The organism is Bacteroides sp. 3_2_5, assembly GCF_000159855.2.
Classification (GTDB): Bacteria; Bacteroidota; Bacteroidia; order Bacteroidales; family Bacteroidaceae; genus Bacteroides; species Bacteroides fragilis.
On record NZ_JH636044.1, the window covers coordinates 2725870 to 2749302 of the forward strand.

Consider the following 23433-nt stretch of genomic DNA (forward strand, 5'->3'; position numbering starts at 1 on the left):
TTTTTTATTGTCCTTGTTCTTCTATCTTTTAGATAATGTATTGTGAGCTGATGGATTCATTGTTCATCACACGTTTGATTGTTTCTGCAAACATATCGGCAATGCTCAACTGCTTTACTTTGACACATTTCTTAGAGTAAGGAATACTGTCGGTGAATACCATCTCGGTCAGTCCTGATTCCTGAACACGGAATGAAGCCGGATCGGACATTACACAGTGACTGGCAATGGCACGTACAGAGTTGGCACCGGCTTCGAGCATGATGTTGGCAGCTTTGGTAATGGTTCCGGCTGTATCGACAATGTCGTCTATCAATACTACATTCTTACCTTTTACATCACCAATGATCTGCATAGAAGCGACTTCATTTGCTTTTTCACGTGATTTGTTACAGAGTACCAGAGGTACACCCAAATATTTGGAGAATGTACTTGCTCTCTTTGAACCACCAACGTCAGGAGTTGCAATCACGAGTTCATCCAGCTTCAATGACTGAATATAGGGGAGGAACACAGCCGAAGCATATAAGTGATCCACCGGAATATTGAAGAAGCCCTGAATCTGGTCTGCGTGCAAATCCATTGTGATCAGACGGTCGATGCCTGCTACTGAAAGCAGGTCTGCTACCAGCTTGGCGCCGATAGAAACACGTGGTTTATCTTTTCTGTCCTGACGTGCCCATCCGAAGTAAGGGATAACTGCAACAACGCTCTTTGCAGAAGCTCTCTTAGCTGCATCAATCATCAGAAGGAGTTCCATCAGATTGTCGGAATTAGGGAAAGTGGACTGAACCAGGAATACATGTGCGCCACGAATTGACTCTTCGTAAGAAACGGCAAACTCACCATCAGCAAAGTGGGTGATGTTCATGTTTCCCAGAGGACAATTGAGGCTTGCGCAGATTTTTTCTGCCAGGTATCTCGAATTAGTTCCCGAGAATACCATAAAGGGTGCTTTTTCGCTCATTGTGTGTAATAGTTGTTACCTATTGGTTATAATTTGCGCGCAAAGGTATGAATTATCTAGGCATTTTAAAAGACTTATTGTAGAAAAAATTGTAGTTTTGCTACCTAAACACTAATTGTATCTGAAAGAAATGAATCCGCGTTTGCTTATACCACTCTTCTGTATGTTGTTGTTGACGACATTTTTCTCTTGTGTCGATACAGCTCCGACTAAGGAGGTACAGCACATTGATTCGCTAAATTCACGGGCTTATATGTACCGGTATAGAGATCTGGATTCTTCCTGCAAGGCTGCATCGCAAGCGTACAAAGAAGTTAGCATGTACAGTCAGGGGAAAGCGGAAGCATCCAATAATCTTGCTTTTTGCGCTTTTATGCGGATGGATTTTGATACAGCTGAACGCCTGCATAAAGGGGTATATGACCTGACGAAAAATGAATTGGAACTTTTGATTGCCGACATCGGATTGATGAAAATTTATCAGCGGACGGCCATGAACAAGGAGTTTTATGACTACCGGAACAGTGCAATCAGGAGGATGAAGCGGATTGATGAAGAAAATAATCTGTTTGTCGACCGTCACGAGAGTGCCCGGTTGGATTATGCCTTTACAGAGTTTTTTATCGTTTCGGCAGTTTATTACTATTATCTGCAACAACGTACCGAGGCTATGGCTTCGCTGAATGAAATACAATTAAATGAAGACTTGGCGACTGATACAAATCAAATTCTTTATTTCCATTATATAAAAGGTTCGGCCGGACTGTGTGAGGGTAAAACACCGGATGAACGAAAACTTGAAGAATTCGATGAGTTATATACAACCTGGAAAATGGCATCGGAGCAAGGATATTTGTATTTTGAAGGAAATGGTTTGCAAGGACTCACCAATTTAATGGCATCTCAGGAGAGTTATGAACTATTTCTGAACAGGCGTTCACACGCTCTGACAGGGTTCGGCATACCAGTGGATTCATTGTTACCGTTGCGTTTGGGGCAGATGGCACTGGAACGTTTTCGCAAATATAACGATCTTTATCAGATAGCGGGTGCGTATGTGTCGATCGGTAAATATTTGAATGCCCACGGACGGTATACAGAAGCATTGGATACATTGGCAAAAGCTTTGGACTGTGTGAACCAACATCATATGTCATACTATCATTCTGTGGCGGATACGCTCGACAAGTTACAGGTGTTTGTTCCTAATAAAGATGTGGCATATACAGAAGTAACCTGGCTTGGAAAAGAAAAGGTAAAAACCGTACCGGAATGGATTTCCAGAATACGCGAACAGTTGAGTGTATCGTATGCTTGCCTGGGAATGAAACCGGCGTCGGATTATAACAGAAATGTTTATTTGGATATTTTGCGGTATACCCGTCAGGATAAAGAATTGGAAAGCCGCTATCTTTCATTAGAACAAGAGTCCAGACAATTGAACGTGGTATTGTTTTTCGTGATTATAGGACTTATACTGGTGACTGCCATGTTTTGGTTATTCAATAAGAGGTCAAAAGTACGGAACCGGCTACATATTGCACGTCTACGGCAGACTTTGGATGTTTGCCAGAAAATCACAGCTTCCATACCGGTGGATGTAACAGATGAAAGTGAAATCGTATACGCTATCTCGGAATCTATTCAACCGGATATGGAGCAATTGTTCGGTGCTACAGAAATCCGTATCGGGATAAGAAATGAAGAAACGGGAGACATCGAATTTAATGAAGAATGTGAGAGTGAACAGACTGATGAACCCAAGTCGATCGGAGAGGTTGGTATCGGGTCAGTATTTAATCTGTATGTACCTGATAAAACGGAACCGATCGGGATTCTGAAACTATTTACCCGTCATCGCCTGAATAAGGATGAGCAGGCATTGGTGAAAGTTATCTCTCCCTATATTGCCTGGGCATTGGACAATGGAATGACATTTATTTCATTGGGAGATGAACGGAATAAGTTGGAAAAACAAAGGTACGTCTACGAACAGCATATTGCCGGGAACAAACGGCAGAACCTGATAAAAAAATCATGTCTGGCCATTGTGGATGGAATCAATCCGTATATAGACCGAATTATCAATGAAGTTCATAAATTGACGGAAAAGGGCTTTATAAACAACGATCGGATAAAGAAAGAAAAGTATCAATACATCGACGAGTTGGTAACTACAATCAATGAATATAATGATATATTGGCTTTGTGGATTAAGATGAAACAAGGTTCGCTTAGTCTGAATATAGAGAATTTTGAATTAAACGAACTCTTTGAATTGATAAGTAAAGGACGTAAAGCCTTTGAAATGAAGAAACAAAGGCTTGAAATAGAACCTACAAAGGCATTGGTGAAGGCTGATAAAGCGTTGACTTTGTTTATGATTAATACATTAGCCGAGAATGCCCGAAAATATACTCCGGAAGGGGGTATAGTGAAGATATATGCTAAGAGGACTGATGAATATGTTGAGATTTCTGTAGAGGATAACGGACGCGGACTTTCGACTGAAGATATAACGAAGATTATCGGTGAGAAGGTTTATGATTCCCAATCGATAGGGATGAAAGACAATCCGGATAAAGAAGAATTGAAGCGGAGTAAGGGCAGTGGCTTCGGATTGATGAACTGCAAGGGAATCATTGAAAAATATAAAAAGACCAATGATCTGTTCCGAATATGTACATTTAACATAGAAAGTACACCGGGCAAAGGCAGCCGTTTTTACTTCCGACTACCTCTCGGAGTCCGTAAAATAATCGGGATTTGTTTATGTCTGGTCGGATTATTCGGCTTCTTCTCCTGTCAAGGCGAACCGATGCCTGAAAAACTGAAAGATATTCCGGTAGATTCCGTAACCTTAGCAGCTGAAGCTGAATATGAACGTCTGTTGGACGAAGCATCCAGATTTGCTGATACAGTTTATTATTGCAATGTTATAGAAAACTTTGAACTTGCGTTGCAGTATGCCGATTCAGCATTAAACCGGCTCAATGCACATTATAAAAAATATGCCCGTCATCCCCAACGATTTATGAAATTGGTGGGAAGTGGGATTCCGGCCGAACTGGAATGGTGGGTAGAACCTTATAATACGGATTTTCATGTGATACTTGATGTACGTAATGAAGCATCTGTCGCTTTTTTGGGACTTAAAAAGTTGGATGCTTATACTTATAATAATGTTGCCTATACGGCATTGTATAAATTGACAGGGGAAGATCAGTCATTAGAAGGCTATTGCCGGCAATTGGAACGCTCAACAACCAATAAAACGGTAGGAATTATCTTATGTATCCTCTTATTGGTGGCATCTCTCTGTGGTTACTATCTTTTGTATGTTCGTAAAAGGCTCTTGAACCGATTAAATCTGGAACAGGTCTTGGAAATCAATAAAAAGGTATTCGCTTCTTCATTAGTGCGCACACAGGAGTCGGCGGAAGCTTTACAACGCGAAGAAGATACATTGAAAGAGATACCACAACGAATCGTAAACGAATCATTCGACTCGATGAATGAGCTGTTGACTATAGAATGTTTGGGGATTGCTGTTTATAATGAAATGGGACATCGGCTTGAATTTGCTTCCACTCCCCGTATGGATACACCTCCGGAAATCATACAGCAGTGTTTTGATAATCAGACTTATCTTTCGGACGGAGATATGCAAGCATTACCTTTGCTGGTTGATGCAGGAGGGAAACATCAGTGTGTCGGTGTATTATATCTGGAAAAACAGGAGGACAGTATGCAAGAAGCGGATCGTTTGTTGTTTCAGTTAATCTCCAGATATGTAGGCATTGTGGTGTTCAATGCGGTTGTCAGACTTGCCACAAAATACCGTGACATCGAAGCGGCACACGAGGAGACCAGGAGAGCTTCGTGGGAAGACAGTATGTTGCATGTACAGAATATGGTGTTGGACAACTGTCTCTCGACCATCAAGCATGAAACAATCTATTATCCAAACAAAATCAAACAGATCATCGGCAGGCTGAATACCCACTCCCTATCAGGAGAAGAGGAAAAGGAGTGTGTGGAGACTATCAGTGAATTGATAGAATATTATAAAGGAATCTTCAGGATATTGAGTTCTTGTGCTTCCCGACAACTGGAAGAAGTAACGTTCCGAAGGGCTACAATACCGGTTACGGATATAATGGCATATGCCGGCAAATACTTCAAAAGAATAAGTAGAGGGGTTGACTATAAGATAACATTGACTATAGAGCCCCTTGAAGCCAAAGTCATTGGAGATATCAATCAGTTGCGTTTTCTTATAGAGAACCTCATTGATGAAGCCCTTTCTTTCCATCAGGATGGAGAATTGGTTTTAAAAGCCATTATGGATGGAGAATATGTTCGTTTTTTGTTCACAGACAGAAGACGTGAGAAGCAAGTAGAGGAACTGAATCAATTATTTTATCCGAATCTGGCACGTATGACTTCAGGAGAGAAAGGTGAACTACGAGGAACTGAATATCTGATCTGCAAACAAATTATTCGTGACCATGATGAATTTGCCGGAAGGCGTGGTTGTCGCATTAATGCAGAGCCGGCACAGGGAGGAGGATTCACGGTCTATTTTACAGTACCCAAAAGATAAAAAACTAAATATACATAGATAAAATAGTATGGAAGATAAGAAATTTAAAGTAATTATTGTAGAAGATGTAAAACTGGAACTGAAAGGAACAGAAGAAATATTTCGCCATGAAATACCCAATGCTGAGGTAATAGGTACGGCAATGACTGAAAATGAATTCTGGCCTTTGATGGAAACACAATTACCTGATATGGTGTTACTGGATTTGGGATTGGGAGGCTCTACAACAATCGGTGTCGATATATGCCGGAATATCTTTAAACGTTATCCGGGAGTGAGAGTCTTGATATTCACCGGAGAAATTTTAAATGAGAAGCTATGGGTAGATGTGCTGAATGCCGGAGCAGACGGAATTATCTTGAAAACAGGTGAATTACTTACCAAGACGGATGTACAGGCCGTAATGGATGGGAAGAAGTTGGTATTCAATTATCCGATTCTGGAGAAAATAGTGGAGCGGTTTAAAAAATCAGTGGCTAACGACGCTAAGCGTCAAGAGGCTGTCATCAGTTATGATATTGATGAATATGATGAACGTTTCCTCCGCCATCTGGCGTTGGGGTATACCAAAGAAATGATAGCTAACCTAAAGGGTATGCCTTTCGGAGTGAAATCGTTAGAGAAGCGGCAGAATGATCTGATCGGAAGGTTGTTTCCACAGGGTGAACGGGTAGGAGTAAATGCAACCAGACTGGTGGTCCGTGCATTAGAACTTCGTATAATTGATTTGGACAATCTGGAAGCAGATGAAGAGTAAATGGCGTATGCCACATCCGGCAACGATGTTCTTCCTGTTTACGCTGGCAGTCATCTTTCTATCCTGGATATTCGATATTTATGGATTAAGGGTGCAACTACCACAGACAGGAGCAGAGATTCGTGTACAAAGTCTGCTGAGTCCGGAGGGTATTCGCTGGATGTTGCGAAATGCAATTACTAATTTCACAGGATTTGCACCGTTGGGAATGGTGCTGATAGCAATGTTTGGTATCGGGGTAGCTCAACATTCCGGCTTTATTGATGCTTGTGTCCGGCAAGGGGTGAAAAATCGAAAAAATACCAGGAGGATCATCCTGTGGGTGATTATTCTTGGATTGCTATCGAATATAGTAGGAGATGCAGGTTATATAATATTGCTTCCGATAGCAGCCACTTTGTTTTATTCGGTAGGATTAAATCCGGTAGCGGGAATTATTACCGCATATGTTTCGGTTTCCTGTGGCTACAGTGCCAATGTAGTGCTGAGCACCATGGACCCATTAATTGCCCGTACGACACAGGAAGCAGCCATTGATTCCGGAGTATATCAGGGAAATACGGGACCATTGTGCAATTATTATTTTATGTCTGTCTCTACATTCGTCATCGGAGCCATAATTTATAGGATAACCTGCAAACGACTGATTCCTTCTCTGGGACAATATGAGGGGAAACAGATATTTGAAGGCTATAAACAATTGTCACGCAAAGAACGCCGGGCCATGACAATGGCAATCGTTGTGGGAATGCTTTATGCTGCAATCATTTTATGGGCCACTTTTTCTTCCTGGGGTATCTTGCGTGGAGTAAATGGAGGACTGATACGTTCACCATTCATTATGGGGATTTTGTTCTTATTGTCGCTGGGAGCTGCTATTATGGGAATGGTCTATGGGTTTAGTTCCGGACGTTACCGTTCGGATAACGATGTGATAGAAGGATTGGCACAACCCATGAAATTATTGGGTGGCTATCTCGTTATTGCCTTTTTTGCAGCTCAGATGTTTGCTTGCCTGGAATATTCACATTTAGATAAATGTGTGGCTATCATAGGTGCCAATTTACTGTCTTCTGTGCAGGCAGGCCCTTTATGGACTTTGATTTTATTTATATTGTTCACCGCAACCATTAATCTGATTATGGTTTCTGCTACTGCTAAGTGGGCATTTATGGCATTTATCTTCGTACCGGTATTTGCACGAATGGGGATTGAACCGGATATGACACAATGTGCTTTCCGGATAGGTGACAGCGCAACTAATGCTATCACTCCATTCATGTTCTATATGCCTTTAGTGTTGACCTACATGCAACAGTATGATAAGCAAGCCACTTATGGTTCACTCTTAAAATACACTTGGCGATATTCGGTATATATACTGATAGGCTGGACAATGTTACTTTTTATTTGGTACTTAACTGGCTTACCTTTAGGATTATAGAATATATATGTGAAAATGTAAGTAAAAAAAGACACAGATTTTTTTGGAGATTTCAGAAAAAGCACTACCTTTGCACTCGCAATGAAGGATGGTTCCGTAGCTCAGCTGGATAGAGCAACGCCCTTCTAAGGCGTGGGTCAAGCGTTCGAATCGCTTCGGAATCACAAAAGAGACAGTCTATTGGCTGTCTTTTTTATTTTACCATGTTTGATTATCAGTATTTTGCGTTGATCTAAATCCCTTAAAAGACATAATTTACAGCTATTTCTTTTCTATCATCATTCCTGTTAGTTTTGATTTAAGATGCTACTTTTGTTTCAACATTGTTTCAACATAACTAAATTCATATATTGTGGCGGCAACATTCAGAATAGAGGTGTGTTAAAAGTATTACTTAGGCAATCATGCTGTTTACTGTCAAATTGTTACAGAGCAATTATGGCTTAGATAGAAAGCAGTTATAGAATCAGTATAAACAACATCTGTGTGATTATAATGATTGGGATTAATTTAATGATACATTTTCTTTATCCTAAAAACATAGGATACCATTCTGTATGGACGAGATGGCACTAGTAAAGGAGAACTGCTCATTGACATAAAACTGTGCAATATGGTGAAAGAGTTTACACCTGACATGACAAACAGCATGCAAAAGATTGTTCGGAAATGTTTCCCTAGAACCCTGCAGATAGTGAATAAGATTCATGTATTCACACTGGCGTACGAAGCGATACGAGACCTACGCATGGCCTACCGATGGCAAATAATGAAAAATGAAACTGCTTTTTCAACGGCTGGTATTTATGATATTTGGGTAGATAAGGACTCAGGCAAGCAGCATGCTACGTTTTCCATCATAACAATTGTTACGGATCCACTGACAGATTATATACATAACACTAAATATCGGATGCCGGTTATTTTTGTTATCCAAAGATGAAAAACAATCGTTAAATATTGAATTATCTCGGGAAGAAATAGAATATTTCTTTAAACCTTATCCTGCAGATGAGACGGAGGCATGCGAGATATGCAATGATTTTATAAAGAAAATATCAACAGATAAAAGTATTCTGTAACAAACATAGGGAGATGCCAATGAACCATTAGAATACCGATCAATTGGCTTTTTCTTGCATTCTTTAACGTAAAAATAACTATCGTTACTGACTTTTCAAAAAAGTCAAAAGATGAAAAATATATTGTGTTTGCATCAGATTCGTGTTACATTTGAACGATAAACAATTAAAAACACAATAACCATGAAAAAAATTATTTTATTACTTGCTTTATGTTTTACTGCAAATAATTTCTTTGCGCAAACCACAGATCCGAATCAGTTGAAGAATGAAGGTAATGATGCTTTGAATGCAAAAAATTATGCCGTTGCTTTTGAAAAATATAGCGAATATCTGAAACTGACTAATAATCAGGATTCTGTCACAGCCTATAATTGTGGTGTATGTGCAGATAACATAAAGAAATATAAAGAAGCCGCCGATTACTTTGATATTGCGATTAAAAAAAATTATAATCTTGCAAATGCATATATAGGTAAGTCTGCTGCCTATCGCGATATGAAAAATAATCAAGAGTATATTGCTACATTGACGGAGGGTATCAAAGCTGTTCCGGGCAATGCTACTCTTGAAAAATTATATGCTATTTATTATTTGAAAGAAGGACAGAAATTCCAACAAGCCGGCAATATCGAGAAAGCAGAAGAAAACTATAAACATGCCACTGATGTGACTAGTAAGAAGTGGAAGACTGACGCTTTATATAGCCTTGGAGTATTGTTCTACAATAATGGAGCCGATGTTCTACGGAAAGCAACTCCTTTAGCTAGTTCGAACAAAGAAAAATATGCTTCTGAAAAAGCAAAGGCGGATGCGGCTTTCAAGAAAGCTGTTGACTATTTGGGAGAGGCAGTTACTTTATCACCCAATAGAACTGAAATCAAACAGATGCAAGATCAGGTAAAAGCGATGATTAAGTAAGAAGAATATTCAGATGATGAAGAAAATAGGGTTGCTCAAATCAGCAACCCTATTTTTTTGTATGCATCTGTTTTTATTGTAAGTTTGCCACCCGAATAAATAGTAAAACAAAGAATAATGCAATTCTATAGTAGAAATGAAGCTATTAACCGTATAAACAAACTGGCTGGAGCAGGAAAAGCATTTCTGTTTATTATAGATTATAAACAAGAATGTTCTTTTATAGAGAAAGTGGATGATATTGATTCATCGGAGCTACTCTACAATCTGAACGGTTTTACAAACTGCACGTCTGTTGTTACACCTTTCAGATACCCAATAATATGGCAGCCCCAACCTATTTCTTTAAGCCAATATAAAAAATCGTTTGATATTATACGGAAAAATATCTTGAGTGGAAATAGCTTCTTAACGAATCTCACTTGCATGACCCTAGTCAACACTAATCTAGGGTTAAAAGATATATTTTATCGTTCTCGGGCCTTATACAAACTTTGGTTGAAAGAGACTTTTGTCGTTTTTTCTCCAGAAATATTTATTCGTATAGAAAATGGAAGAATCAGTTCTTATCCAATGAAAGGAACAATAGATGCAACTTTACCTTCTGCCACAAGATTACTGATGGAGGATGAAAAAGAAGCAGCAGAGCATGCCACAATCGTTGATCTGATACGAAATGATTTAAGTATAGTGGCAGATAATGTATCTGTAACCCGCTATCGATATGTAGATACACTCTATACCAATCATGGTCCCATATTGCAGACTAGCTCTGAAATAAGTGGAGTTTTACCGAAAAGCTATGTTGATCATCTGGGAGAAATTCTTTTCAGACTTCTTCCAGCCGGTTCTATTACAGGAGCTCCTAAGCACAAGACAATGGAAATAATAGAGCAAGCAGAAGAATATGAGAGAGGATTCTATACAGGCATCACCGGATACTTTGACGGGAGAAAACTGGATAGTGCCGTTATGATTCGCTTTATTGAAGAGCAGAATGGGCAAATATTTTTTAAAAGTGGGGGAGGGATCACCTGCAAAAGTGATTTGGAAAATGAATATAACGAAATGAAGCAGAAAGTTTATGTGCCAATTTATTGAAACGATACGTATAGAGAGAGGAGTAGTGTATAATTTGGATTATCACACAGAGCGAATGAACCAGACGCGTGCTGTTTTTTGGCCAGACGAACCGCCATTAAATCTATCGGAAAGTCTGAAACCAATAATGAATGTAGAAATGATAAAGTGTAGAGTAGTCTATAGTCGATGGATAGAAGAGATCCTATACACACCTTATCAAATACGCCCAGTACATTCTTTACAGATTGTTCATTCGGATAATATCGATTACACTTACAAAAGTACAGATCGGAGTGCAATAAATGAACTTTATATGCATAAACGGGAACAAGATGAAATATTAATTACTAGAAATGGACTGTTGACAGATACATCTATAGCTAATATTGCTCTCTTTAACGGAAAAGAGTGGCACACTCCCAAACACCCTCTCCTTAAAGGTGTCCAAAGAGCGGCATTGATTGACAAACATCTAATCAGAGAAAAAGAAATAACCGTAGACCAATTGTTTAACTATTCCCAGATTTGTTTATTCAATGCAATGATTGATTTTGGTAAGATAAAGATTGATGTCAATAGAGAGCTAATACGGATATAACGATTATTAACAAGTTTATTTTCGATCTGTTTGAACAAAACCCATTTTAGGCATGTTATATAGATGTGTTTTTCATAGTATTAGATATAAGATTAATTAAAGAGATTGTACCAGCTTGTGATAAGTAAGTACGTCAGAAACAGAGGCGTCTGTTTTATTGATAAATGTGTTAAAGTGTCGGCTCTTTGCAGCCGACGCTTTTTTTATACCTGTTTTTCTTTCGTTTTATGGATAGTTACAAATAATTCTTATATATTTGTAGGATATAAACAGAAAAGAATGACACAATGAGTAATATACCTGTTATCTTTCGTTTTTTAAAGGACCTTACTGCGAACAACAATCGCGAGTGGTTTAATGAACATCGGGAAGAGTATGAAATAGCCCGTTTAGAATTTGAAAATTTCCTTTCCACAGTAATTGCCCGTATTTCACTTTTTGATGAAAGTATTCGTGGTATTCAACCTAAAGAATGCACTTATCGCATTTACCGGGATACCCGCTTTTCTTCCGATAAAACTCCCTATAAGAATCATTTTGGGGGATATATTAACGCAAAAGGGAAAAAATCCTATCACAGTGGGTACTATATACATATACAACCTGAGGGTTGCATGCTAGCCGGAGGAAGTTTATGCTTGCCTTCTAATATTTTAAAAGCACTTCGCCAGTCTATCTATGATAACATTGATGAATATCGTTCGATAGTGGAAGATCCTGAATTTCAGCAATTCTTCCCCATTGTAGGTGGAGATTTCCTAAAAACAGCTCCCAAAGGATTCCCGAAAGATTTTAAATACATTGATTATTTGAAACCTAAAGAATTCACTTGTGCTTATTCCGTCCCGGACAGTTTCTTTTTGACTCCGGATATTCTGGACAAAATAGAAGAAGTGTTCCGGCAATTTAAACGTTTTGCCGACTTTACGAATTTCACTATCGATGATTTTGAGTAATAATCGGGCAGATATTTCTTGAGTGACTATAAAAAATTAATTCTGAAACACAATAATACATCCTTTTTATGGAAAAGACTCTTAATCTTATTAAAAATGATCCTTGGCTGGAACCTTACAAAGACGCTATCGTTGGACGTTTTGAACATGCCATGGATAAGAAGGCCGAATTGACCAATGGGGGAAAATCTACGTTATCGGACTTCGCTTCCGGATATCTTTATTTCGGTTTGCATCGCACTGATAAAGGATGGATATTCCGTGAGTGGGCACCGAATGCATCACATATTTATATGGTGGGTACATTCAGTAATTGGGAAGAAAAGCCTGCTTATAAACTAAAACGCCTGAAAAATGGTAGTTGGGAAATCAAATTACCGATCGACACTATACAACATGGTGACTTATATAAATTACACGTCTACTGGGAAGGCGGACAGGGAGAACGAATCCCTGCTTGGGCCAATCGGGTAGTACAAGATGACAATACAAAAATATTCAGTGCCCAGGTATGGGCACCGGAAAAGCCATTTAAATTTAAAAAGAAAACTTTTAAGCCTAGTACAGATCCACTGTTAATCTATGAATGTCATATCGGTATGGCACAGCAGGAAGAAAAAGTCGGAACTTATAATGAGTTTCGTGAAAAAATTCTGCCGCGTATTGCCAAAGAGGGATACAATTGTATTCAGATTATGGCTATACAGGAGCACCCATATTATGGTAGTTTTGGCTATCATGTATCGAGTTTTTTTGCTGCATCGTCTCGTTTTGGAACTCCAGAAGAACTTAAGCAGTTGATTGATACCGCACACGGATTGGGTATTGCTGTCATTATGGATATCGTTCACTCACATGCAGTGAAGAATGAAGTAGAAGGGTTAGGAAACTTTGCAGGTGATCCAAATCAATATTTCTATCCAGGCGGACGAAGAGAACATCCGGCATGGGATTCACTTTGTTTTGACTATGGTAAAAATGAAGTGATGCATTTTTTACTTTCCAATTGTAAATATTGGTTGGAAGAATATCATTTTGATGGCTTCCGTTTTGACGGGGTGACATCCATGCTTTATTATAGCCACGGATTGGGAGAAGCATTTTGCAATTACGGCGACTACTTTAATGGACATCAAGATGATAATGCCATCTGCTATCTGACATTGGCAAACGAATTGATTCATGAAGTAAATCCTAAGGCTATTACCATTGCAGAAGAGGTTTCGGGTATGCCAGGACTTGCCGCCAAGGTGGAAGATGGAGGATATGGATTTGATTATCGTATGGCTATGAATATCCCCGATTATTGGATCAAGACAATTAAAGAGAAGATAGATGAAGATTGGAAACCATCCAGCATGTTTTGGGAAGTAACTAACCGTCGGCAAGACGAAAAAACAATTTCGTACGCTGAAAGTCATGATCAGGCATTGGTAGGAGATAAAACGATTATTTTCCGCCTGATTGATGCAGATATGTATTGGCATATGCAGAAAGGTGATGAAAATTATATAGTTCATCGGGGCGTTGCTCTTCACAAAATGATTCGTTTACTAACTGCAAGCACCATTAACGGTGGATATCTGAACTTTATGGGAAATGAATTCGGACATCCGGAATGGATCGATTTTCCGAGGGAAGGTAATGGATGGTCATGTAAGTATGCTCGCCGCCAATGGGATTTAGTCGATAATAAAAACTTGACTTATCATTATCTGGGTGATTTTGATGCAGATATGTTGAAAGTAATTAAGAGCGTAAAAAACATCCAGCAAACCCCTGTACAAGAAATATGGCACAACGATGGCGACCAAGTGTTAGCGTACCAACGTAAAGATCTTGTTTTTGTATTCAATTTTAATCCGAGTCAATCATTCACCGATTATGGCTTTTTAGTAACACCGGGAACTTATGAGGTGGTACTGAATACAGATAACATAATTTATGGAGGAAATGGTTTGTCAGATGATAGTGTGAAGCATTTCACATTGCCCGATCCTTTGTATAAGAAAGAAAAGAAAGAATGGTTGAAACTCTATATTCCTGCACGTACAGCAATGGTATTGAGAAGAACCAAATAAGAAAAAGTAAGTAAATAAAGTAATAGCCCTTGCATCGATTATTCTGATTGCAAGGGCTATTTTATATTCAGAAGGTTAAAATTTAATCTTCAATATTTTACCCGTATAAGCTCCTAAAGCGATTTCTGTTGCCTTATATGGCAGTAAACTGATTTCTTCTACTTTATCTGTTAGTAAATCAACCGCTTTATAAGAATCAAATTGAGGAATTTGTAAAAAGTCAAAGGCATGAGAAGGCACATTAATCGCAACATTTACTGGCTGATTATCAAAGTTTACGACAATAAATAGCAATTCATTCTTGTATTTACGCATAAATGTATATTGCTTGTGCTCATTAAATCTCCATCCATTTTCATTAGCATACATCAAATCAAAGAATACGCCGTTTGATATTGCCTGTTCTTCATTGCACAACGTCAAAACTCTCTGATAAATTGCATATAAATGTTTTTGCTCTTCAGTTAGCATCTTCCCGTCAAACTTTCCTTCATTTCGCCAGCGCCGAATTGTATCTACACTCCAATAATCGAAAATAGTAGTACGTCCATCACGTCCGCTGAAACCTTCACTATCCATTCCCATTTCTCCGAACTCCTGACCAAAGTAGATCATCATGGGGTTAGTATTCATGCAAGCAGATACAATTAAGGCAGGAACACCTTTGCGTGGATCTCCGGCAAAAAAATCAGATGCAATACGTTGTTCGTCATGGTTTTCAAGGAAGTTAAGCATCCGCTTTTCAATCCCCCCTAAAGACTGCCAACTACGAGTAATAGCAGTTGCAGAGTCATAACCACAAGCTACATTGCGCAATGTATCATACAGTCCTACTTTATCGTAGAGAAAATCAAATTTACCACGAAATAAATAATTCTTATATTCGTGCGGATTGTATACTTCAGCAATAAATATAATATTCGGATACTCCTGTTTCACTTGAGGGATAGCCCATTCCCAAAATTCTACCGGAACCATTTCGGCCATGTCACAACGGAAACCATCAATATTTTTAGAGGACCAAAAAAGGAGGATATCCAACATTTTAGTCCAAGTATCCGGAGTAGGGGAGAAATGACAAGTTCCACCATTCTGATAATCCACACCATAATTTAACTTTACAGTTTCATACCAGTCATTAATGTTAGGGTAAGCATCAAAACGGTTATTTCCGGTTGCTTTGGCAGGAAATTCATGATAGGGTTCCAAGGCATTTCCCGTCATATCAAACTGTCCATGCAATTCCGATTGCGGAATATAGTAGAAATTATTGTACGGACTAAAAGAGTAGTTAGGATCATCATTGGCTCCCAGCTGAGTGGTGCCGTCAGGTTGTGCATCTGAATGGTATTGACGCGCTACATGGTTCGGAACAAAATCAATTATTACTTTTAATCCTGCTCTGTGTGTACGGCTTACTAGATTTTCGAATTCTTTCATTCTTCCAGGGACATCAGTAGCCAGATCCGGATCTACATCATAATAATCTTTAATGGCGTATGGAGATCCCGCTTTACCTTTTACAATAGCCGGATGATCCGGGCGGATGTTATATCTTCTATAATCAGTTTGGCTGGCATGTTCGATAATACCCGTGTACCAAATATGTGTTGCTCCCAGTTTTTTTATTTCTCCCAAAGCTTTAGCAGTAAAATCAGCCATTTTTCCACAACCGTTTTGTGAAATATCTCCATTGTAGATACAGTGATTATTATTATTACCAAACAAGCGTGTAAACACTTGATAAATAATCATTTTGTTTTCGTTCTTCATTTTATATATGCTATTTAAGATTGACAATTTTATTATCTCGATGGCTTTGATAAGCCGCTTCGATTATTCGTATCACATTCAAAATATCTTGTGCATGTGTTTCCAATGGTTGTCCTAAACATAAATGTTCATAAATATTCTGATAAAAGCCACCATAATTTCCGGCTATGCCCGGATATTTTCGGCAGATTTCTTTTCCATTTATTTCTGTATGTAATAATCCCCATTCCTGCTCTGATTCTTCTCCCCAATTCGGACGTTCAGGTATTTCACCAGCTAATAGAGCAGCTTCCTGTTTATCGACTCCATATTTAACATACGAACCTAGTGTTCCATGTAAGGCAAAACGTGGTTCGGCTTCTCGCATCAGGTAACTTGCTTTCAAGGTGATTTTCACATTTGGTGCCAACGAAGGATGTAACAGATGAATTATAAAATAATCATCAACTTTTCCTCCTTCACGCAGGATACCCAAATCTGCAAAAACAGCTTCAGGCATCCCAAAAAGCTGAATAGCCTGATCGATCAGATGTGAACCCAAATTATAGGTTAATCCACCACCGGACTCTCCGGTCTCTTTCCAAGTATTAGGCTTTATAAAATTACGATAACGAGCAAATGTAGATTCATATTCTACCAAACGTCCTAATAAGGATTTGGCAAGAATATCACGTACCGTTAAGAAATCTGCATCCCATCTGCGATTCTGATATACACTTAGCATCAAACCTTTTTTCTTAGCCAAAGCTATTAATTCTTCACCCTGTTTGGTGGTAGAAGTAAACGGTTTCTCAACTACTACATTTTTCCCGGCTTCAAGAGCCATTCCGGCATATTCATAATGTGTATTGTCCGGAGTGTTAACGACTATAAGATCTATTTCAGGATCTTCTGTCAACTCCTTAAAACTACGTACTATTGATGCTTGCGGATATCGTTCTTTAGAGAGTTCCTTACTACGCTCTACTATTTTGTAAAGTTCAAAATGAGGATTCGTGCTGATAAATGGAGCGTGAAACACCTGTCCCGACATACCAAAAGCAGCCAATCCGGTTTTTATTATTTCCATATCTTTCCTTTCTCTTCAATTAGTTGGTCCAGAACCTCAGAAGCAGTGTTATAGCCTTGTTCAAAAATCTCTTCGGCCTTTTCAAGTTCAGTATTGCTATAACCCTCTAGGTTGTAGGGTTCAATTAGTAAATCGCAATTGTCTCGCTCCGGAAACGTATTGGCACGAAACATAAAATGATAAGAACGCATGGCAATGCTAACGATGTTCATTTTATATTTTTCTGCCATCAACGGGCTGACATTCACTGCTACCACTTTTTCACATTCATTTCGGATGGTAGATACAGGTAAATTCATCAGAAGTCCTCCGTCCACATAATGTGTATTTCCTATTTTTACAGGTGTAAATAACACCGGCATACAGCATGAAGCAGCTACCCGTTCAGCTATATTCCCTTTATGAAAATGCATGCTGCGACCATGATCCAGATCAGTGGCAGTAATGATAAGAGGAAGTTTTAAATCCTCCAGCTTCTGAGCTTTAAGATTTGACTTCAAAAAATCAATAAACTCTCCCAAAGCAAATAAGCCTACTTTAGGAATTACAAGTTTTGTCAAGTCCTGAAATTTATGTCCGGAAAAGTAGTCCAAAACCCTATAGGGTTCGTTGCCATCGGCATAAAATACTCCGGCCAAAGCCCCGGCACTGACTCCTGAGATAATATCCGGTTTAATATCATGTTCCAATAAAGCCTGAATAACTCCCAAATGGGCAAAGCCTTTAATAAAGCCTCCGCTCAAGGCATATCCGATGTTATAAGGTTTTCCGGTTAATACACTATTTTCCATTTTCATTTACTTGATTCATATATGTTCGCCACGAAATTAGTAAAATAAATGAAAGGGAGAATTGATATAAGGAAAAAACTGGTAGAAAATAGCATAAAATAAGGATAAAATCCGGAAAAGTGATTCCGGATTTTACAAAGTCCAAAATAAAAAACAAACTTCGTCTCTTTCCTGATTATTCTTGTTTTTCACTTCTCACTTTCTTCAGATCCGGTAAAAACCAGGTCACCAATCCTAACAACGGCATAAATGCACAAACATTATATACAGCATCAATCCCAAACTTATCGGCCATATTGCCAAGAACAGCAGATGCAATGCCTGCCACTCCAAATGCAAAACCGAAAAAAAGTCCGGAAATCAGTCCTAACTTGTTGGGAAGCAGCTCTTGTGCATATAACAGAATAGCTGGAAAAGCAGACGAAAGCATTAAGCCGACACAGAAACTAAGAATTATAGTCCATACGAGTCCGGCATGTGGCATCAATAAACTAAAAGGAGCTGTTCCCAGGATCGACCCCCAAATAACATATTTACGGCCTACCTTGTCTCCAATGGGGCCTCCCATCAATGTACCAATGGCAGTGGCTACCAGAAATACAAATAAAAAGAGTTGCGACTGCTGAATGCTTACATTAAACTTATGGATCAGATAAAATGTATAATAGCTGTTCAGACTTGCCATATAAATATATTTAGAGAATATAAGAATCATCAGTATCGTGATAGCAAATACAGTCTTTTGAGGAGGAAGCGGGCGCTCGATATATGCTTTTGCATGGATCGGACGTTTTTTAAGATGGTTCAGATAAGAACGGTACCAGCGGCAAATAGGAAACATTACACAAATAGCCGCCAAAGCAAGGATAGCAAATAGTGCAATATGATGCCTGCCATAAGGAGCCACTAATAATGCGACTAATAAAGGGCCTAACGATCCCCCCAGATTTCCACCTACCTGAAAAAGTGATTGTGCCAATCCCCGTTTCCCTCCCGAAGCCAAAAAGGTGATACGGGATGCTTCCGGATGGAGAACAGACGAACCTATTCCAATGATAAAGACAGAAGCAAGCAGCCAATTCAGATTGGATGCAAAAGCCAGATTCAGCATACCTATCAAAGTGAAACTCATTCCGATAGGAAGCGACCAAGCTATAGGACGTTTATCAAAAATAAGGCCGGTCAGTGGTTGAAATACAGAAGCAGACATCTGGTAAACTAGGGTTATCAATCCAATCTGAGCGAAACTTAACGAAAGATCTTCTTTAAAAAGAGGATATACAGCCGAAATGACAGATTGCAAAAGATCATTTAAGCAGTGAGATACACTTAATGCAATTAATATAGGAAATGCAATTCTACGAATCGGCTGAGTCTGACTTTGTACCATATAATCTATACCTTATTTAAAACCGGCTGCAAAGGTATAAAAAAACGAAAGAAGTTAGCAGTATAGAAACAACTTTAAATAAGGAATACCCGAATCACTATTAACCGAAGAGAGAACTATTATTTTTTACGGCAATAAATCTTGGTTTGCTGACTTTTTGTGTATCTTTGGTTCTCAAAATAATATGTTAACCCCAATAATGAAACAACAACCAACGTATGATGAACCAAGAATTATTAATGAGTCCCAACCGTTTGGTGACTTTTCTGCAAAAGCCTGCTGCTGAGTTTACAAAAGCAGACATCATTAACTATATCCAACAGAATGAAATCCGCATGGTCAATTTTATGTATCCTGCTGCGGACGGACGGCTAAAAACTCTGAATTTTGTGATAAACAATGCTTCCTATCTGGATGCCATCCTGACTTGTGGTGAACGGGTAGATGGGTCGAGTCTGTTTCCTTTCATAGAAGCCGGAAGTAGCGATCTGTATGTAATACCACGTTTTCGCACTGCATTCGTCGATCCGTTTGCAGAAATACCTACACTCGTGATGCTTTGCTCCTTCTTTAATAAAGATGGGGAACCTTTGGAAAGCTCTCCCGAATATACTTTGCATAAGGCTTGCAAAGCATTTACAGATGTAACAGGTATGGAATTTCAGGCTATGGGAGAATTGGAATATTATGTAATTTCCGAGGATGACGGTCTATTTCCGGCTACCGATCAGCGTGGATATCACGAGTCGGGACCTTATGCAAAATTCAATGATTTCCGTACACAATGTATGTCTTATATAGCCCAAACAGGTGGACAAATAAAGTACGGACACTCGGAAGTAGGCAATTTTATGCTTGACGGCAAAGTTTATGAGCAAAACGAAATAGAATTTTTACCCGTCAATGCCGAAAATGCGGCCGATCAATTAATGATTGCCAAATGGGTTATCCGTAATTTAGCTTACCAATATGGATATGATATTACTTTTGCTCCCAAAATTACAGTAGGTAAAGCCGGGTCAGGGCTACACATTCATATGCGAATGATGAAAGACGGACAAAACCAGATGCTGAAAGATGGTGTTCTCTCGGATACCGCTCGTAAAGCCATTGCCGGTATGATGCAACTTGCTCCTTCCATTACGGCTTTCGGCAATACCAATCCTACTTCATATTTCCGTCTTGTACCCCATCAGGAAGCACCTACCAATGTTTGTTGGGGTGACCGAAACCGTTCAGTATTGGTACGTGTTCCGTTAGGATGGTCCGCACAAACGGATATGTGTGCACTAGCCAATCCTTTGGAATCGGACAGTAACTATGATACTACTCAGAAACAGACCGTAGAGATGCGTTCACCGGATGGCTCAGCCGATCTTTATCAATTATTGGCAGGTCTTGCAGTAGCTTGTCGGCATGGGTTTGAGATAGAGAACGCTTTGGCTATTGCAGAGCAAACGTACGTTAATGTAAATATCCATCAGAAAGAAAATGCAGACAAGTTGAAAGCTTTAGCCCAACTTCCCGATAGCTGTGCAGCATCTGCAGATTGTTTACAGAAACAGCGTACTGTATTTGAACAGTACAATGTATTCAGTCCTGCTATGATCAATGGTATTATCAGTCGATTACGAAGCTATAATGATGCCACTCTACGCAAAGATATACAGGACAAACCGGAAGAGATGCTGGCACTGGTGAGCAAATTCTTCCATTGTGGATAAATTAAAGAAACTCATTTTAATGCGGATTGAATGTTATATTTCAATCCGCATTATTTATATTCGCACTTCAAAATGAAATTATGTCATGGATGAAGAAGTGAAAGGTTTTAATAGATATATGTCAAAGGTTGACTTTCAACCTGTCACAGAATTTATATTTCAAAATGGACAGTTGACAGATTATAAAAAGGGAGAGTTTTTTAGCCGTCAAAATGAATCTTGCAAAATGGTAGGCTACGTGACGGAAGGCTCCTTTCGTTATTGCTGTACCGACAGCCGTGGAGGAAGTAAGATTGTCGGTTATACGTTTGATCACTCTTTTGTGGGAAATTATCCTGCTTTTCGTCTGGGAGACAATTCTAATGTCGATATACAAGCTATTTGTAATTGTTCGGTTTATGTAATCAATAACAGGCAATTAGAGGAGTTTTACAGTCGAAATGAAGCAAATCAAAAGTTAGGTAGGCAAATAGCAGAGATATTGCTTTGGGAAGTATATGAGCGGATGATCTCTTTATATAGTATGACTCCTGAAGAACGCTATACGGAAATTTTAAAACGCTGTCCCGAATTGTTGAACTTGATCTCGCTAAAAGAATTGGCATCCTATCTGATGATCTGTCCGGAAACACTGAGTCGTCTTCGAAGAAAATTAGTACAAAAGTAAAATCTTGATTTCAGTCAAGATCCATGTGTTCCGAACCCGATACCTTTGTGCAAACTTTAAAAAATATAAAAATGAAAAAAGTTATTATTATAGGAGCTACTTCCGGAATCGGTAAAGGATTAGCAGAGCGCTTTCTCCGGGAAGGAAATACAGTTGGTATTACGGGGCGTAGAGAAGATAAACTACAAGAGATCTGTTCTCAAAATAAAAATTGTTTTTATAGTGTTTCCGATGTTACCAAAGATACCGATACAGTCCGACAACTGAGCAATCTTGTGAACAGAGTGGGAGGTATGGATATACTTATATTCTGTTCGGGAATAGGGGAGCTAAATCCTGAACTTGATTATCTTCTAGAGAAACCGACTCTTTTAACCAATGTAATAGGATTTACCAATGTAGTGGATTGGGCTTTTCACTTTTTTCAGAAGCAAGAATGGGGGCATTTGATTGTAATTTCATCTGTAGGCGGAATGCGCGGTGAAGGAATAGCCCCGGCATACAATGCCTCGAAAGCCTATCAAATCAACTATACCGAAGGATTAAGAAAAAAAACAGCCAAGCTACCTTATCCTATTTATATCACTGATGTACGTCCCGGATTTGTCGATACGGCAATGGCAAAAGGGGAGGGGTTGTTTTGGATTACTCCGTTGGATAAAGCTGTACAACAGATTTATCGCGCCATCCTTCGAAGAAGAAAAGTTGCGTATGTTTCGAAGAGATGGAAATATGTAGCATTACTTCTGAGAATGATACCCGCCTCGATTTATTGTAAAATGTGATGTGCATTATGTTGTTTCATCCCCATATATTCATATGAATGTTATAATAAGACAAATAATATTTTCATATGAATTCTGCCTAATGTCTTCTGCATCAAAAAAATTATCTTTGTAGGCATAACAATACACCTATAATAGAACAATATGAGTCCACGTAAATTAATGTTTTGGTTGTTTGCCTGTATCTTTTTAGTTTGTGCCCTGCGGGCCGGGTTATTGACAAGTGCTGATCAATATATCTATCATTTACGTAATATGCATGCTTCTACTTTTGCATATCGGTATGATGATTTTTTGCCATACCTTCCGATTGTTGCTATGTTCGTGTTAAAACTTACAGGAGTAAAGAGCCGTAGTAACTGGAAACGAATGCTCGTCTCTACTGCATTTTCTTATATATTAATGGGGACCATAGTGCTTACAATGAAATCACTGGCGGGGGTTCTTCGTCCCGACGGTTCCGATTTCCTTTCATTCCCTTCGGGGCATACAGCTACGGCTTTTACGGCTGCCACACTACTGTATAAAGAATATGGTTTCAAGACCCCCCTAGCGGGTATTGCTACCTTCTTGCCGGCAGTTGTCACCGGATTCACAAGGCAGTTGAATAATCGCCATTGGCTGAGCGACGTTTTGGCAGGTGCCATTATCGGTATCATGATGGTAGAGTTAGCCTATTTTCTTACCGATAGGCTCTTAATGAAAACCGGTGCACAGACTTGTTCCAAATCATAAAAAC

18 protein-coding genes and 1 tRNA gene are annotated in these 23433 nt (G+C 39.0%); 14 read left to right on the forward strand and 5 right to left on the reverse strand.

What is annotated here, in order from left to right; translation table 11 throughout:
* Nucleotides 1-28: 28 nt before the first annotated feature.
* Nucleotides 29-967 carry a ribose-phosphate pyrophosphokinase gene (locus BSHG_RS06995; protein ID WP_005803456.1) on the reverse strand — a complete coding sequence of 313 codons (939 nt, stop codon included), beginning with the start codon at nucleotides 965-967 and terminating at the stop codon, nucleotides 29-31.
* Nucleotides 968-1097: 130 nt separating this feature from the next.
* Here BSHG_RS06995 and BSHG_RS06990 point away from each other — a divergent pair, with 130 nt between their 5' ends.
* From BSHG_RS06990 to BSHG_RS06950, 10 genes are all read left to right on the forward strand, one after another.
* Nucleotides 1098-5573, forward strand: coding sequence for a DUF5113 domain-containing protein (locus BSHG_RS06990; protein WP_008660189.1), 4476 nt, complete (start codon nucleotides 1098-1100; stop codon nucleotides 5571-5573).
* Nucleotides 5574-5601: 28 nt separating this feature from the next.
* On the forward strand, nucleotides 5602-6330 hold the full coding sequence (locus BSHG_RS06985; protein ID WP_005787590.1) for a DUF5932 domain-containing protein: 729 nt from the start codon (nucleotides 5602-5604) through the stop codon (nucleotides 6328-6330).
* Nucleotides 6320-7774: an AbgT family transporter gene (locus BSHG_RS06980; protein WP_014298909.1), complete on the forward strand. Its 1455-nt coding sequence runs from the start codon at nucleotides 6320-6322 to the stop codon at nucleotides 7772-7774. Before BSHG_RS06985 ends, BSHG_RS06980 begins: the two co-directional genes overlap by 11 nt.
* A 90-nt stretch (nucleotides 7775-7864) precedes the next feature.
* A tRNA-Arg gene (locus BSHG_RS06975) sits at nucleotides 7865-7938 on the forward strand.
* 449 nt (nucleotides 7939-8387) lie between these two features.
* The gene (locus BSHG_RS0220550; RefSeq protein WP_005803459.1) at nucleotides 8388-8717 is read left to right on the forward strand and encodes an SOS response-associated peptidase family protein; all 330 of its coding nucleotides are present in this window, start codon (nucleotides 8388-8390) and stop codon (nucleotides 8715-8717) included.
* Nucleotides 8718-9039: 322 nt separating this feature from the next.
* Nucleotides 9040-9777 carry a hypothetical protein gene (locus tag BSHG_RS06970; protein WP_005794139.1) on the forward strand — a complete coding sequence of 246 codons (738 nt, stop codon included), beginning with the start codon at nucleotides 9040-9042 and terminating at the stop codon, nucleotides 9775-9777.
* Between the two features lie 117 nt (nucleotides 9778-9894).
* Entirely contained in the window at nucleotides 9895-10878 is a 984-nt protein-coding gene (locus BSHG_RS06965) for an aminodeoxychorismate synthase component I (RefSeq protein ID WP_008660192.1), read from the forward strand.
* Nucleotides 10862-11458, forward strand: a complete 597-nt coding sequence (locus tag BSHG_RS06960) for an aminotransferase class IV family protein (protein ID WP_008660194.1) — start codon at nucleotides 10862-10864, stop codon at nucleotides 11456-11458. Before BSHG_RS06965 ends, BSHG_RS06960 begins: the two co-directional genes overlap by 17 nt.
* Before the next feature lie 287 nt (nucleotides 11459-11745).
* Complete coding sequence (locus tag BSHG_RS06955; RefSeq protein WP_008660196.1) at nucleotides 11746-12414, forward strand: DUF2461 domain-containing protein; 669 nt, start codon at nucleotides 11746-11748, stop codon at nucleotides 12412-12414.
* 68 nt (nucleotides 12415-12482) lie between these two features.
* Nucleotides 12483-14495, forward strand: coding sequence for an alpha amylase C-terminal domain-containing protein (locus BSHG_RS06950; RefSeq protein ID WP_005793982.1), 2013 nt, complete (start codon nucleotides 12483-12485; stop codon nucleotides 14493-14495).
* Nucleotides 14496-14570: 75 nt separating this feature from the next.
* Here the strand turns inward: BSHG_RS06950 and BSHG_RS06945 are convergent, their stop codons facing one another.
* From BSHG_RS06945 to BSHG_RS06930, 4 genes are all read right to left on the reverse strand, one after another.
* Entirely contained in the window at nucleotides 14571-16268 is a 1698-nt protein-coding gene (locus tag BSHG_RS06945; RefSeq protein ID WP_005787608.1) for an alpha-amylase family glycosyl hydrolase, read from the reverse strand.
* A 10-nt stretch (nucleotides 16269-16278) separates the two neighbouring features.
* A complete protein-coding gene (locus BSHG_RS06940; protein WP_005787610.1) occupies nucleotides 16279-17337 on the reverse strand; it encodes a Gfo/Idh/MocA family oxidoreductase in 1059 nt (352 codons plus the stop codon).
* Nucleotides 17328-18128 (reverse strand): patatin-like phospholipase family protein, encoded by an 801-nt coding sequence (locus BSHG_RS06935; protein WP_005787611.1) that lies wholly within the window; start codon nucleotides 18126-18128, stop codon nucleotides 17328-17330. The genes BSHG_RS06940 and BSHG_RS06935 overlap by 10 nt, the downstream gene beginning before the upstream one ends.
* A 175-nt stretch (nucleotides 18129-18303) precedes the next feature.
* Nucleotides 18304-19518 (reverse strand): MFS transporter, encoded by a 1215-nt coding sequence (locus BSHG_RS06930; protein ID WP_008660204.1) that lies wholly within the window; start codon nucleotides 19516-19518, stop codon nucleotides 18304-18306.
* 221 nt (nucleotides 19519-19739) lie between these two features.
* On the opposite strand from BSHG_RS06930, the gene BSHG_RS06925 reads away from it, so the two are divergent.
* The 4 genes from BSHG_RS06925 (at nucleotide 19740) to BSHG_RS06910 (ending at nucleotide 23429) form a co-directional block, all read left to right on the forward strand.
* Nucleotides 19740-21242 (forward strand): glutamine synthetase family protein, encoded by a 1503-nt coding sequence (locus BSHG_RS06925; protein ID WP_032496906.1) that lies wholly within the window; start codon nucleotides 19740-19742, stop codon nucleotides 21240-21242.
* A gap of 85 nt (nucleotides 21243-21327) precedes the next feature.
* Nucleotides 21328-21909, forward strand: a complete 582-nt coding sequence (locus BSHG_RS06920) for a Crp/Fnr family transcriptional regulator (protein ID WP_008660207.1) — start codon at nucleotides 21328-21330, stop codon at nucleotides 21907-21909.
* A 71-nt stretch (nucleotides 21910-21980) separates the two neighbouring features.
* Entirely contained in the window at nucleotides 21981-22694 is a 714-nt protein-coding gene (locus tag BSHG_RS06915; RefSeq protein WP_005815942.1) for an SDR family NAD(P)-dependent oxidoreductase, read from the forward strand.
* 144 nt (nucleotides 22695-22838) lie between these two features.
* Nucleotides 22839-23429 carry a phosphatase PAP2 family protein gene (locus BSHG_RS06910; RefSeq protein ID WP_005793972.1) on the forward strand — a complete coding sequence of 197 codons (591 nt, stop codon included), beginning with the start codon at nucleotides 22839-22841 and terminating at the stop codon, nucleotides 23427-23429.
* The last annotated feature ends 4 nt before the right edge of the window (nucleotides 23430-23433 follow it).

Coding starts and splice junctions, on each gene's coding strand:
- BSHG_RS06950 (WP_005793982.1), top strand. CDS start 12,483: ATGGAAAAGACTCTTAATCTTATTAAAAATGATCCTTGGCTGGAACCT.
- BSHG_RS06955 (WP_008660196.1), top strand. CDS start 11,746: ATGAGTAATATACCTGTTATCTTTCGTTTTTTAAAGGACCTTACTGCG.
- BSHG_RS06920 (WP_008660207.1), top strand. CDS start 21,328: ATGGATGAAGAAGTGAAAGGTTTTAATAGATATATGTCAAAGGTTGAC.
- BSHG_RS06970 (WP_005794139.1), top strand. CDS start 9,040: ATGAAAAAAATTATTTTATTACTTGCTTTATGTTTTACTGCAAATAAT.
- BSHG_RS06945 (WP_005787608.1), bottom strand. CDS start 16,268: ATGAAGAACGAAAACAAAATGATTATTTATCAAGTGTTTACACGCTTG.
- BSHG_RS06915 (WP_005815942.1), top strand. CDS start 21,981: ATGAAAAAAGTTATTATTATAGGAGCTACTTCCGGAATCGGTAAAGGA.
- BSHG_RS06930 (WP_008660204.1), bottom strand. CDS start 19,518: ATGGTACAAAGTCAGACTCAGCCGATTCGTAGAATTGCATTTCCTATA.
- BSHG_RS06960 (WP_008660194.1), top strand. CDS start 10,862: ATGTGCCAATTTATTGAAACGATACGTATAGAGAGAGGAGTAGTGTAT.
- BSHG_RS0220550 (WP_005803459.1), top strand. CDS start 8,388: ATGGTGAAAGAGTTTACACCTGACATGACAAACAGCATGCAAAAGATT.
- BSHG_RS06990 (WP_008660189.1), top strand. CDS start 1,098: ATGAATCCGCGTTTGCTTATACCACTCTTCTGTATGTTGTTGTTGACG.
- BSHG_RS06980 (WP_014298909.1), top strand. CDS start 6,320: ATGAAGAGTAAATGGCGTATGCCACATCCGGCAACGATGTTCTTCCTG.
- BSHG_RS06965 (WP_008660192.1), top strand. CDS start 9,895: ATGCAATTCTATAGTAGAAATGAAGCTATTAACCGTATAAACAAACTG.
- BSHG_RS06925 (WP_032496906.1), top strand. CDS start 19,740: ATGAACCAAGAATTATTAATGAGTCCCAACCGTTTGGTGACTTTTCTG.
- BSHG_RS06910 (WP_005793972.1), top strand. CDS start 22,839: ATGAGTCCACGTAAATTAATGTTTTGGTTGTTTGCCTGTATCTTTTTA.
- BSHG_RS06995 (WP_005803456.1), bottom strand. CDS start 967: ATGAGCGAAAAAGCACCCTTTATGGTATTCTCGGGAACTAATTCGAGA.
- BSHG_RS06935 (WP_005787611.1), bottom strand. CDS start 18,128: ATGGAAAATAGTGTATTAACCGGAAAACCTTATAACATCGGATATGCC.
- BSHG_RS06985 (WP_005787590.1), top strand. CDS start 5,602: ATGGAAGATAAGAAATTTAAAGTAATTATTGTAGAAGATGTAAAACTG.
- BSHG_RS06940 (WP_005787610.1), bottom strand. CDS start 17,337: ATGGAAATAATAAAAACCGGATTGGCTGCTTTTGGTATGTCGGGACAG.